The organism is Anaerolineales bacterium (genome assembly GCA_022866145.1).
Lineage (GTDB): Bacteria > Chloroflexota > Anaerolineae > Anaerolineales > E44-bin32 > PFL42.
Window position 1 is genome coordinate 1 of sequence record JALHUE010000007.1, and the last position, 12,745, is coordinate 12,745.

General features: G+C 67.4%; 11 protein-coding genes and 1 tRNA gene. 3 read left to right on the forward strand and 9 right to left on the reverse strand.

The window, feature by feature from the left end; translation table 11 throughout:
- Window positions 1–456: 456 nt before the first annotated feature.
- From MUO23_00155 to MUO23_00185, 7 genes are all read right to left on the reverse strand, one after another.
- Entirely contained in the window at window positions 457–1,389 is a 933-nt protein-coding gene (locus tag MUO23_00155) for a TIGR01777 family oxidoreductase (GenBank protein MCJ7511362.1), read from the reverse strand.
- A gap of 146 nt (window positions 1,390–1,535) precedes the next feature.
- Window positions 1,536–2,843 (reverse strand): MerR family transcriptional regulator, encoded by a 1,308-nt coding sequence (locus MUO23_00160; protein MCJ7511363.1) that lies wholly within the window; start codon window positions 2,841–2,843, stop codon window positions 1,536–1,538.
- A gap of 157 nt (window positions 2,844–3,000) precedes the next feature.
- Window positions 3,001–3,073 (reverse strand) — tRNA-Glu (locus MUO23_00165).
- Window positions 3,074–3,148: 75 nt separating this feature from the next.
- A complete protein-coding gene (locus MUO23_00170; GenBank protein MCJ7511364.1) occupies window positions 3,149–4,492 on the reverse strand; it encodes an ATP-binding protein in 1,344 nt (447 codons plus the stop codon).
- Complete coding sequence (locus MUO23_00175) at window positions 4,464–5,177, reverse strand: DnaD domain protein (GenBank protein ID MCJ7511365.1); 714 nt, start codon at window positions 5,175–5,177, stop codon at window positions 4,464–4,466. Before MUO23_00175 ends, MUO23_00170 begins: the two co-directional genes overlap by 29 nt.
- A gap of 30 nt (window positions 5,178–5,207) precedes the next feature.
- Window positions 5,208–6,608 carry a replicative DNA helicase gene (gene dnaB / locus MUO23_00180; protein MCJ7511366.1) on the reverse strand — a complete coding sequence of 467 codons (1,401 nt, stop codon included), beginning with the start codon at window positions 6,606–6,608 and terminating at the stop codon, window positions 5,208–5,210.
- Between the two features lie 83 nt (window positions 6,609–6,691).
- Window positions 6,692–7,234 (reverse strand): bifunctional nuclease family protein, encoded by a 543-nt coding sequence (locus MUO23_00185; GenBank protein ID MCJ7511367.1) that lies wholly within the window; start codon window positions 7,232–7,234, stop codon window positions 6,692–6,694.
- A 105-nt stretch (window positions 7,235–7,339) separates the two neighbouring features.
- Here MUO23_00185 and MUO23_00190 point away from each other — a divergent pair, with 105 nt between their 5' ends.
- Complete coding sequence (locus MUO23_00190; protein MCJ7511368.1) at window positions 7,340–9,439, forward strand: acetate--CoA ligase family protein; 2,100 nt, start codon at window positions 7,340–7,342, stop codon at window positions 9,437–9,439.
- Window positions 9,440–9,460: 21 nt separating this feature from the next.
- Here the strand turns inward: MUO23_00190 and MUO23_00195 are convergent, their stop codons facing one another.
- Entirely contained in the window at window positions 9,461–10,384 is a 924-nt protein-coding gene (locus MUO23_00195; GenBank protein ID MCJ7511369.1) for a pseudouridine-5'-phosphate glycosidase, read from the reverse strand.
- A 24-nt stretch (window positions 10,385–10,408) separates the two neighbouring features.
- A complete protein-coding gene (locus MUO23_00200) occupies window positions 10,409–11,350 on the reverse strand; it encodes a carbohydrate kinase family protein (protein ID MCJ7511370.1) in 942 nt (313 codons plus the stop codon).
- A gap of 372 nt (window positions 11,351–11,722) precedes the next feature.
- On the opposite strand from MUO23_00200, the gene MUO23_00205 reads away from it, so the two are divergent.
- Both MUO23_00205 and MUO23_00210 read left to right on the forward strand, forming a co-directional pair.
- Window positions 11,723–12,109, forward strand: coding sequence for a roadblock/LC7 domain-containing protein (locus MUO23_00205; protein ID MCJ7511371.1), 387 nt, complete (start codon window positions 11,723–11,725; stop codon window positions 12,107–12,109).
- A 318-nt stretch (window positions 12,110–12,427) separates the two neighbouring features.
- A partial coding sequence (locus MUO23_00210) for a helix-turn-helix transcriptional regulator (protein MCJ7511372.1) occupies window positions 12,428–12,745 on the forward strand: 318 nt, incomplete at its 3' end.

The window sequence follows — 12,745 nt, forward strand, 5'->3', positions numbered from 1 at the left end:
CGTCAGCGACGCAGCAAATGCCTGCTGGACATCCTGCCGCTGGTGGGTCTTGCCGTATGACCAGAACCACCGGTCGCCCCACTGCCAGGCGCCGAGGCCAATCGGCGTCACCTGAAGCGGGCTCCTCCCCAGCGGGAGCGTTTCAAAGGCGGGTTGCTGTGGTTCCAAGGGGCTGCCTCTGGTTGCGTGTGGAAGGATTCCGAGAAGTTCCTGGGGTGCTTTGTGCTCGAGAATAGGCGGCCAGGGTTCGCTGGCGGGCCCAGGCCTGGTCGACCACCGGCAGCGGGCCGAGCCACAAGGGGAATTGCATGTGGGCGCCGGTGTCCAACGCTGGGGGTGCTTCGTGGAGCTGCATCCGGATCGGCGGGGGAGTGATGGCGGTCAACGATTCGGGGCGGGCATGAAATGCGCGCACCCGCGCCAGCGGGGCGTGCACGGTGAAGCTGTGGCGGTAGCTCATCGGTACTGGTCGTCCAGCGATTGTTCCGGTGTGGGAAACCGGAAGGAGAAACCCAGATTCTGAAGGCGCTGCGGGACGATCTGGCAGCCGTCGAGAACCAGCATCGCCTTCTCACCCAGCATCAGCCGTAACAGGAAGGCCGGGGTGGGAAACCAGAAGGGACGGTGAAGGGCGCCGCCGACGGCGCGGCCGAAGGCATCGCTGCGGGCTGTCTCGGGAGCGACCAGGTTGAAGGGCCCAGTAGCGTCGGGCCGCTCGATCAGGAAGCGGATGGCTGCCACCTCATCCCGCAGGTCGATCCACGGCACCCACTGCTGCCCGCTTCCCAGCCGGCCACCCACCATCAATCGAAAGGGCAGGGCGATCATCGGTAGGATGCCGCCGCCGGCGCTCAGGACAACGCCGGAGCGGACGATCACGCGCCGGATGCCCAAGCCATCGACATCCTTCGACGAAGCCTCCCAATCGACGCAGACCGTGGCCAGGAAATCGCCACCCGGGGGGACGGTCTCATCGACCGGCCCGGCGTGGTTCTCGCCGTAGAGATTCACACCCGAGGCCTGGACGAACACGGCCGGGCGCTGACTGGCCTGACGGATGGCCTGGGTCAAGGCTTGTCCGCTCTCGACCCGGCTGGCGCGGATTGCCTGCTTCTTGTCACGGGTCCAGCGCCCGAAAAGGATCGAAGGCAGGCTGTCGCCGGCGATGCTGACCCCGGCAAGGTTGACGACAGCCTGGGCGCCGTTGATCTCCTGCGCCCAGGCGCCCACGGTTCGCCCATCCCAGCCTACCCACCGGACGCCGTTCCCGGGAGAACCCGGTTTGGCGGGGTCGCGGGTCAGCACAACCACGTCCCAGCCTGCATCCGCCAGGTCGGCGGCCAAGGCCTGACCGATCAATCCCGTTCCACCTGCAACTACGATGCGCATCGGCTCCTACCTTCTACTACAGCCTGCTCCGCTCCAGAGGCTGGGTTATCGGCCTCGAGACGACGTAAAAGGCCGACGCTCAGCCCGCCAGCCTCCCCAGCGCGAGACAGCATTTGGACTGCAGGCACCACCTGCCCGAGGCGTCTCTATCCCCGGACCGTTCGACTGAACCATTCCAGAATGGGTCGGCCGCTCTCGCCCATCTTCCGGGCGACAGCCCGGCTGTAGATCTGCAGGTACGGGCGTAGCAGGTCCGGCTCAAAGCCACGGTTGTTGATCAGGCCCTCGACCCAGGCGATATCGCTCCCGAGCAGATTCATGTCCCCGAGCACGAGGGCGGCATGGATCTCGGCGCTGAAGTTGGCGTTGACTTCGGCCTGGATCTCGGGGGGGATCCTGCCGCCCCCACCGGAGACCACCTCGGCAAGGATTCCCGCCAGGTGCGAATCGAATTCTTCTTGCGCCCTGCGGTATTGAGAGGAGGGCTTCTTGGGCCTGGGGGAAGGGGCACTGCCGCTGAGCAAGGCCTCGACCATGGCCGGAGCCTCGGACAGGGTATCGCCCAGGAAATGGCCGGGCAAGGCCTGGCGCAGGTCGGGGACCAGGCTGACGATCCGCCCACCGTACGCCAGCGGAATGCCTCGCGTCTGCAGCAGATTGTCGATCGCGGGCAGGCGGGCCGCTGCGGGAAGCGTCTGCACCGGCGTGATCACCAGATCGGCGCCGCTGCCGGTCAGGGCACGGTCCAGGTCCTCAAGCGGCACGTTGGCACCCAGGTAGGCGACATGCCAGCCGCGGCGGCGCAGGAACAGCGTGAGCAGGAGGGGGGCGAAGGTATGCTGCTCGCCGGCTGGACAGATGACCAGGATCCGGCCCTTGCGCGTCGGCGGCGGGTTGCTGAGCAGCAGCGCCTCCAGACGGCGTTCGGCGAGCTCGGAAGCGAAGTGCTCCTGCTGAGTCGTGCTGCCGCCAGCGTACCAGGCATCGCCGATCTCTGACAGGCCGCGTTGAAGGATGTCGACCAGCACGCTTTCGGCCGGATACAGGGCGAAGGCTTGCGAAAGGGAGGCTTCCGCCCGCGGCTCGTCATACGCCATGCAGGCGGCCACCCATGCCTGGCGCAGTTCGGAGAGCGCCGCGCCGCTGACGGCCGGCTGGCGGGCCGGGTCGGAGGCACGGTAGAGCGGAAGCGACAAGGGATCCTCGCCGTTCGAGATGTGGCGTTGCCATAGGTCGGCCGCCCGACTGATGCTCATGCCCTCCTGTTGGCGGGCGACGAGCCATTTAAGGGTCTCGACATCGCGCTGAGAGTACAGGCGGTGTCCGCCGCCACTGCGATTCGGCTGGGGCAGGCCGTAGCGCCGCTCCCAGGCCCGCAGCGTGTCCGGCTTCAGCCCGGTCTCGTGTACGACTGCCTTCAGGTTGTAGGTCGGAAGATAGGCCGTCGATGGCATTCGCTTGCTCCTCAACCCGTCCTGGCCGATGATAGCACATCCGTCTAGTTTTTGTCTATACCGAATCTAGATATGGGGAGGGGGACTTGGCAGGCGCTACGCAGAAACAAGGCGCCGCCCGAGCGGGCGGCGGGGTGATCTTGGACAGGCGTCGGTGTGCCCCCACGGGGATTCGAACCCCGGTTTAGGCCTTGAAAGGGCCGCGTCCTGGTCCTCTAGACGATGGGGGCAACAGTAGCGTATCTTACCACTCGGTTGCGCAGCCGGTCAATGCGGCCGGCGGTTGGGGCGGTAGCCGAACCAGATCAGCGCTTGCGCGGCCGGCGGGGGCGACCCTCGACATACGAAGGTGAGGTCATTGCGAAGACGGTGCACAGGCGGTTGTCCAGCATGCGCGAGCGGATGCGGGCGTCGATCTCGTCCAGCCGCATGGCGGTTGTGATCACCGATGGCAGGCCTTTGTTGTAGCGGTGGTTGAGGATCTGATACAGCTTCTCCTGGGCCCAGGCGGTCGAGGCCTGAGTCCCGAGATCGTCCAGGACCAGGAGCGGGGACTCGCGAATCTCGTCGAACCGTCGGTCGTACGACACCGGGCTGGATGGGCTGAAGGTCGCCCGCAGGTGGTCGAGCAGGTCGGGCACGGGGACGAACATCACCGCAAAACCCTGACTGGCCCGGTAGTTGGCGATAGCCGCCGCCAGATGGGTCTTGCCGCAGCCGTAGGTCCCGGTCAGCACCAGCCAGCCGGAGGGGTCTTCGGCGAACTTGCGGGCGAGATCGAAGGCCTTGCGCAGGTTGCGGCTGTCGTCGGCTGGGAGCTTCTCCTGCTCGCGCAGGCTGAAGGTGCCGAAGGTCTGCTGGCCGTGCACGGCCAGGGTCGACAGTTCATGATGGCCGAGGTCATCCACCGGCCGGCGATAGTCCGGCGCCTGGATCAGGACATGCGCAACCAGCTCGGGATCGGACAGGCGCGAGCGGAGCCGCCCATCGATCTCGTCCAATGGAAGGTTGGTCGTCAGGACCACCGGCAGGTGGTTGATGTAGCGGTAGTTGAGGATCTGGAACAACTTTTCGCGTGCCCACTCGGTGGCGTGCTGCGTTCCCAGGTCATCCAGCACCAGCAGCTGGGCATTGCGGATCTGATCGAAGCGGGCTTCGAAGGTTATGTCTTCGGTGTCGTAGGTGGCTCGCAGCGAGTCGAGCAGATCGGGCACGGTCAGGAACAGTGTCGGAACTCCGAGGGAGACACACTCGTTGGCGATGGCCGCTGCCAGATGGGTCTTGCCGCAGCCGTAGCCTCCCTGCAGCAGCAACCAGCCGTCCAGGGTGTGGGCGTAATGCTGGCACGCCAGGAAGGCGAGCTCCAACGACTCCTGGTGGTAGGCGGCCAGGTTCGGCCGGCCGCGGGGCTGGAAGGACTCGAAGGTCATGTGCTGGAGCCAATCCAGCCGGCTCAGGCTGTACAACTGCTGGCGCACCTGCCGGCGCAAGCCAGCCTGGCGGCAGGTGCATGGCTCGAGGCGCCCGAAGTCCGGGTCGCCCAACGGGCGCTCGCGCCGCAGGTAGCCGAGGCCGTGGCAGTGGGGACAGTTCGGGTCGCCGGCGTCGGCGGCGGCCGGGTCAGTGGTCGATGAAGTCGGCGTAGTCACCCTCGATGTACTTGCGGCGAGCCGCCTCAGTGTCTCGGAGATCTTCTCGCTCATCCCGTCCCTTTGTCTGCCAGTCCTTCAGGATGGCCTGGACATACGACCACTTGCGCACGTTGTTGGCGACGGCGATCCGCATCGCATCTTCGATCCAGCGCGCCGGGTAGGTCTGCTCAGCGTCGCGCAGGTGCTCGGCGATCATCGGCGTCAGCGGGCCGATGTTCTGCTCGTACAGGCCGTAGATGTTCGGCCGCTCGGGCAGGTCGACCTGCGCCGTCAGGTCTTCGAGCGCCGGTTTCCAAGCACCGCTGGCCAGCCCACCGGCGGCGGCCCGCCCGCGCTCGCTGTTCAAGAAGTATAGCGTGAGCGCGGCTTCGCCTTCCCCGGCCGTCGCCTGAAGCAGCGTGCCGCGATCGACGGCGCGGGCCAGGGCGTCATCCAGGGCGGCAGCCGGGTTGGCGCCGGCAGGGGCAAGCGCCTGCATCAGGCGGTCGTCGATGGCCAGCTGGTCCCGGGTGAGGAAGCGAACCGTGCCTTGCCTCTTGGAGAGGGCATAGAACACATACAGGCTGAGTTTGAACTCTGCCAGATCGTCGATCGCCGCCATCAATTCGCGGAAGAAGACATCCGGCACAGGCGTCAGGTGCAGGCGACCCTCGGGGAAGCCCGGGAAGGTGGTGCCGCTCATGCTCGGCGTCCGGCCTGCCACGCCCCGGCCTCAGACCCGCTCTTCGGCCAGATGGATGGTTCGGGTTTCGGCATTTTCGAACTTGGCCAGGTGCTTGCGGAACACGAGTTCGACGCTGCCGACCGGGCCGTTGCGGTGTTTGGCGACCATGATCTCGGCGATGTTCTGGCGCAGCGTGTCGTTCTCATACTGATCCGGCCGGTAGATGAACAGCACCACGTCGGCGTCCTGCTCGAGGCTGCCCGACTCTCGCAGGTCGGAAAGCACGGGACGCTTGTCGGATCGCTGCTCGACGGCGCGCGAGAGCTGGGCGGCAGCCAGGACAGGCACGTTGAGCTCGCGCGCCAGCACTTTGAGGTTGCGCGAGATGTAGGAGACCTCCTGGACGCGGTTGTCGATGCGCGAGTCCCCGGTCATCAGCTGCAGGTAGTCGACGATGACCAGGTCCAGCCCGACCTCCATGTGCAGCCGGCGGCACTTGGTGCGCAGCTGCAGCGGGGTGATGGCCGGCGTGTCGTCCAGATAGATGTGGGAGTCGCTCAGGGCGCTGACGGCCTGCGTGAACAGCGGCCATTCCTGGTCGTCGATGGCGCCGAGGCGCAGGCGCTGCGAATCGATCTCGGTCTCCTGCGCCAGCAGCCGCTGCACCAGCTGCTCATTCGACATCTCCAAGGAGAACACCGCCACGTGCTTCTTGTGGATCTGGGCCGCGTTCTTGGCGGCTGAGAGGCAGAAGCCCGACTTACCCTGGCCGGGGCGGCCGGCGATGATCAGCAGGTCGCTGGGCTGCATGCCGCCGAGCAAGCGGTCGAGGTCGATGAAACCGGTGGGCACGCCAACGGTCTCGTCGCGGTGACGGGCCAGATAGTCGATCCGGTCGTAGTACTCACTGAGGACCTGCTTGATCGGGCGCAGCTCATGCGCCAAACGCCGCTCGCTGACGGTGAACACGGCCTTCTCGGCCTCGTTGATCACTTCGCCGATCGCGGTGTCCGCCTGGTAGGCCAGGCGGGCCACCTGGTTGGCCGCCTGCAGCAGCCGGCGCCGGGTGGCAGTCTCTTCGACGATCCGCCCATAGGCCTCGGCGTGCAGCGAAGTCGGAACGTGGCTGATCAGCGTGGTCAGGTAGGCGACGTTGCCGATCTCGTCCAGCCGGCCCTGGCGCTCGATCTCCTCGGAGACCGTCAGGATGTCGATCGGCAGGCGCTGGTCATGCAGGTTGGTGAATGCCTCCCACACCCAGCGGTTGCGGTGCAGGTAGAAATCGTCGGGGCTGAGGAAATGAGCTACGTCGAAGTAGGCTTCGGGGTTGACCAGGATCGCGCCCAGCACCGCCTCTTCGGCCTCCCGGCTGTGGGGGATGGACTGGGTAGGGCTGCCGTCAGGGGACGAGCCGGGGCCGGCATCGGCAGGGAAGGGCGAGTCACTCATCCTGCAGGCTCCTGACGGAGGCTGGGTGGAACCGATGGATCGAACGGAGGCGGTGCCGGGGGGAAACGACGAGCCGGCCGCGATCAGCTCTCCGGTTCGTCTTCGGGCCCGATGTCGTCCAGATCCAGCTTCTCGACGAAATCCTTGAAGACTTCCAGCCGATCGTCGCCCTCGCCAGGTGCTTCGGCTCCCTCGGATGCCAGTTCCTGCTCGGGCTCGGTGCCGGCCTCGAGCATCACGCTCTCAGCCACGTACACCGGGACGTGCACCCGAACCGCCAAGGCCAGGGCATCCGACGGGCGCGAGTCAATCTCCAGCTCGCGGCTATCCACCCGCACCACGATCCGGGCGTAGAACACGTCGTCCCTGAGCTCGACGATGTTGATGCGCACGACCTCGGCCCCGAGCGTTTGCAGCACATTTCGCAGCAGGTCGTGCGTCAGAGGCCGGGCGACCTCCATCTGCTGGAGGCTGACCGTGATGGCCTCAGCCTCATAGGGCCCGACCCAGATCGGCAGGAATCGCTCGGCACCGGTCTCCTTGAGGATCACAATCCGGTGCTGTGACATCAAGCTGACGCGAATGCTATCGATCTCGACCTCTACCATCCCCGACGACCTGGCCACGGATGCACTCCTCGGGCGGGTATTCTAACACAGCGGTTCCGGCGTCGGGTGCAAGCGTCGGGTCTGCTATGATTGCCTGCGGTAGCAGAGCTCAGGAGGTGCAGCGTGATCGAGCAGATGCTGGCGCCGCGCGGGGTAGCGGTGGTGGGCGCCTCGCAGAATCCAACCAAACTCGGCTACGGCGTGGCCCGCAACCTGGTCGTTTCCGGCTACGGCGGGGCGGTCCACTTCGTCAACCCGCATGGCGGCCGGCTGTTCAACCTTCCGATCCACACCGATCTAGAGAGCGTTCCCGACCCGGTCGACCTGGCCATGATCATCATTCCGGCGGCCGCCGTGCCCGAGGCGCTGGAGGCCTGCGGGCGGCGCGGGATCCACTTCGCCATCATCGGCTCGGGCGGATTCCGCGAGACCGGGCCGGAAGGGATGGCGCTGGAAGAACGCTGCCTGGAGATTGCTCGCGCCCACGACATCCGACTGCTGGGGCCGAACTGCATCGGTTTCCTCGACACCCACCTGCCGATCGACACGACCTTCCTCCCGCTGCCCGGACCGATCCAAGGGGACATCGCCTTCCTCTCGCATTCGGGCGCCATCTGCGAGGCCGTGATCGACTGGGCCCGCGGCCAGGGCTTCGGGCTGTCGCGCCTGGTCAGCCTGGGAAACCAGCTCGATCTGACAGAGGCGGAGCTGCTGCCCACGATCGTGGACGATCGGAACACGCAGGTTGTGGCCATGTACTTGGAGGGCGTTCGAGATGGAGCGCGGTTCGTCGAGCAGGCCCGCCTTGCCACGCGACGCAAGCCGGTGCTGGCGATCAAAGTCGGGCGCTCGGCTCAGGGACGGGCCGCCGTCGCCTCGCATACCGGCGCCCTCGCCGGGCGGGATGTCGCCTACGACGCCGCCTTCCGCAAGGCCGGCGTGATCCGCGGCGAGAGCACGGAAGAGGTATTCGACTGGGCCCGGGCCTTGGCCTGGTGCCGTCTCCCCCAAGGACCGCGAACGGCGGTCCTGACCAACGCCGGCGGACCGGGGGCGATCGCGGCCGACGCCTTGGACGCCGTCGGCCTGCAGCTGGCAACCTTCTCTGAGGCCACCCAAGCCGCGCTGCGCAGCTTCCTGCCGGAGGCTGCCAGCGTGCGCAATCCGGTCGACATGCTGGCTGCGGCCGGTCCGTATGAATACGCCAATGGGCTGGGCGCTCTGCTGGCGGACGAGGGTGTCGACAGCGTGATGGTGATCATGGCGCCGCCGCCGATGACGACTGCCGCCGGCATCGCCGGGGCCATTCTCCCGCTGATTCGCTCGGCGTCGAAGCCGGTCGTGGTCAGCCTGATGGGCGAAGAGATGATCGCCAATGCCGCCCGCCTGTTCCGCCAGGCGCGCGTGCCGGAGTACCGCTTCCCGGAACGGGCAGCCTCGGCGCTGCGGGTGCTGGTGCGTCGGGCCGAGCAGCTGGAGACCCCGTTGGCCGAGCCGGAAATGCCGGCCGGGATTGACCTGGCGGCGGCGCGTCGGCTGCTCGCCTCGCCGGTCTCAGGCGGAGACGGCTTCCTCGACGGGCGTCAGGCGGAGTTGCTGCTCAAGGCCTACGGGATCCCGGTTCCTGAGACCGTGCTGGCCACAACCCCCGAAGAGGCCGAAGCGGCTTCCCGGCGGATGCCGGGATCCGTCGCCCTGAAGGTGGCTTCTCCCGACATCGTTCACAAATCGGACGCCGGTGGTGTGCTGCTGGACCTGATTCCCGGAGAGCCCGTCAGGCTGGGTTTTCGGTCGATTCAGCTGGCGGCGCAGGTTGCCTTCCCCGAAGCACGGCTGGAGGGCGTGCTGGTCCAGCCGATGGCGCCCAAAGGACAAGATGTGATCGTGGGCGTAGTGCGGGATTCTCAGTTCGGGCCGCTGGTAATGTTCGGCTCCGGCGGGGTCGAGGTCGAGGGCCTGCAGGACGTGTCATTCGCCCTGGCGCCGCTCAGCCGCGGCGAGGCCCACGACCTGATGCAGGCGACCTGGGCCGGGCGCAGGCTGGCCGGCTTCCGCAACCTGCCGCCCGCCGATCGCCAGGCAGCGGTCGAGGTCATCCTGCGCATCGGTCAACTGATGGTGGACCAGCCTGAGGTGGAAGAGGTGGAGGTCAATCCGCTGCGCGTGTTTCCCGAGGGCCAGGGCGCGCTGGCGCTGGATGTCCGGCTGCGTTTGCGTGCGTGAGCCAGGACGCAGGGCCGGCAGTCACGGGCCTGGCGGCACGGTGAGCGCCCGGGCAATCTGGCCCGCCACCCGAGCGTTGTTCTTGAGCAGCGCCAGATTGGCACGCAGCGTAGCCCCCTCGGTGGCTTCGGCCAGGCGCGCCAGCAAGAACGGGGTCAGCTCCTTGCCTTGGACGTGCTGATCGGCAGCCTGGCTCAGGGCTGCCTCGATCGCCAGCTCGACGGCCATCTCGGACACGGCGGCTTCCTCTGGGCAAGGAACGCCAATCACCACTCCCGACTGCATCCCAAGTCCCCAGTGGGCGCGTAGCACGGCCGCGGCCTGAGGTGCATCGTCGACTCGCAGACTGACAGGCAGCCCAGACTCCCGCGCAAAGAAGGCGGGGAAATCCTGGGTGGCGAAGCCGATCACCGGGACGCCGGCCGTCTCCAGCCATTCCAAGGTGCGCGGCAGGTCGAGGATCGATTTGGCGCCCGAGCACACCACGGCGACAGGGGTTCGGGCCAGCTCCGGCAAGTCGGCTGACACGTCCCCCATGTCGCCGCGGTGAACGCCGCCGATCCCGCCGGTGGCGAACACCTGCACGCCGGCGGCGTGGGCCAGGATCATCGTGGCCGAGACCGTCGTGCCACCGGTCAGGCCCAGCGCCCGGGCGGAGCCGAGGTCCCGGCGGCTGACCTTCACGGCCTGCTCATTCAGGGCGAGGTGCTCAAGATCCTCCGCGCTCAGCCCGAGGCGCGGCTGCCCAGCTAGGACGGCGGCCGTCGCCGGGACGGCACCGGCTGCTCGCACCTCATGCTCCAGACGGCGGGCGAGCTCGAGATTCACCGGCCGGGGCAGGCCGTGGGTGATGACGGTCGTCTCAAGGGCCACCACCGGCCGGCCGCTGCGCAGCGCGGCCAGCACCTCCGGCGCCACCTGCAGCCAGGTGGGGATGTCGGTCATCGTTCGGCACGCCGGCCCGACGGCTCAGCGCAATTCATCGTACAGCATCTCGAGCGACAGCCCGGGGACGACGGTGCCGGAGGTGCGCAGGGTCAGTGCCGCAGCCGAGGCGCCCAGGCGCACGGCTTCATCCAGGGGGATGGCATTCTGCAGGGCGAAGATCACGGCCGCCGTCAGCGCGTCGCCGGCGCCGGTCGGATCGAGGATCTCGGTTTGGACGGCCGGGACGTGGCCGCTGGTCTGCGGCGTGGCATACGCCACCCCGAATTCGGCCATCGTGATCACCGCCACGTCCACGCCGCTGCTCACCAGGTCGCGGGCTGCGTCCAGCGCCCGATCGCGATCGGCGTGGGGCACGGGATGGGGACAGAGCGCCGAGGCTTCGGCTTCATTGGGGGTGATCATGTACAGGGCATCGAGGTGCGGGCGCAGGCGGGATGCCAGGCTGACCGAGGCTGGATCGGCGATCACCGGAACCTTGGTCCGGGCGGCAACGGATAGAACCGCGGTCAGTGTGCTGCCGGGCAGATTGGCATCGACGAAGACGGCCGTGGCCTCGGCGAACAGCCTGCGGCAGCCGCGGATGTGCTGGGGGGTAATGGCGTCGATGGCACGCATGTCATCGAGGGCCAGGTGCTTGTTGCCCCGCTCGTCCAAGATCGCCAGGTAGGCGCCGGTGTGTTCGCCGGGAACGGTCAGGCAGGCTTCGACGTTGATCCCGACTTCACGCGCCTGCGCTAGCAGCTGCTGGCCCTGCAGGTCGTCCCCGACGGCGGTGATCAAGGCGACTTCGCTGCCCAGGCGGGCAAGGTTCTCGGCGACATTCCGGGCGACGCCTCCGAGCGAGTACCGCAGCCTGCCGGGATTCGAAGTGCCGTAGGCCAGATCGCCGCCTGCCCGGCCGATGATGTCGAGCCCGGCAGAGCCGATGACCAGGATCGGCGCATCTTCGCGGAAGGTCAACATGTTTCCCCCAGGCGGGAACGGCCTGGCTGGGCTGAGTCAGCAGCCGATCCGGCGTCGAATGGGACAGGGAGCATGGTGCCGGGGACTCCTTTCGCGGCCAAACCTGGCGCGTACATTAAGTACTGAGCATCCGGGGCGAGTGACTGCCGGGCGGCCGCTCGGCAAGCCTCCGCCCGAGGCCGGCCAGCCAGCGGCGGATACCCTGAGCGACATTCTATCTCGAAGGGCGGACGCGGCCAACGTCGCGGCCGGCACCGGCGCGGTCCTTCGCCCGGAGATCGGGCTCCCGCCAGGGTATCGTATGGTGGCGGCGCGCTTGCCAAGCGACGTCTCTGGCACTACGCTTAGCCGGGGTCAGGGAGGGCATGAGGCATGGTGACTCGCCAATCGGAGCTGCTCCGGGTGTTGGGCCAGGTGGCGAACGAGCTCCCCCAACCGCATTGGGTGGCTTTGGTCGATAGCAACGGCCTGGTGATGTCGTGCGTGCCGACGGTGCCTCCCGTCCCGGTCGACACGATCGCCGCCATGACCGCCGCCCTGGCCCAAATCGGCCAGCGGTCCCTGACCGAACTCGAAGGCGGCCGCTTGCGGGTGGTGAGCGCCACCGGAGCCAAACGCCAGCAGGTCGTGGTCCTGCTCAAGGGCGAGCACTTGCTGTGCGTGGGGCTTGGGCCTGACGTCTCCACCCAGGCCACCTTCGCCCCGCTCAGCCGCTGGGTGCCGGAATTGCTGGAGGTGCTCGACCGTCGCTTTTCCTGACCGGATGTCTGGTGGCTTGCTCCGGTTGTCGAGGCGCTCGAGCCAACGACCCGGAAGAGCAATCGAGCTGTAGCGGCGGGGTTTGGGCGGTGCCCAAGCCCCGCCGGCGTTTGCCGGCAGGGTGCGCACTGGGCGGCAAGGACCGAGCTCTCCGCCGTTGGGCGAAAGCCGTCTGGGGGCGGGGGAAGCCAGTCGCCCGCAATTCCCCGCCTGTCAGGAAGGACCTCGGCCCACCTGGAGGGCGAGGGGCCCCCAGGCCTTCGAGATGCGAATATTGGGCCTTGACAATAGTGTGTTATATACAGTATACTGCGAAACATGATAAAGACGGATGAGATGCCCTCGATCAACGAGAAGCTGTCCCAGGAACTGCGGCGCGGCAGCCTGGTGTTGGCCGCTCTCAGCCAGCTGCAGGAGCCCAAATACGGCTACGCCCTGATCGACGACTTGTCCCGCCGCGGCCTGGATATCGAGCAGGGGACCCTGTATCCGCTGCTCCGGCGGCTGGAGGAGCAGGGGCTGCTCCGGAGCGAGTGGAATGTCGATGGCTCGAGACCGCGCCGCTACTATGTGCTCAGCCCGATGGGGCAGGAAGTGCTCAAGGCACTGACCGCCGACTGGTTGCGGCTCACTCAG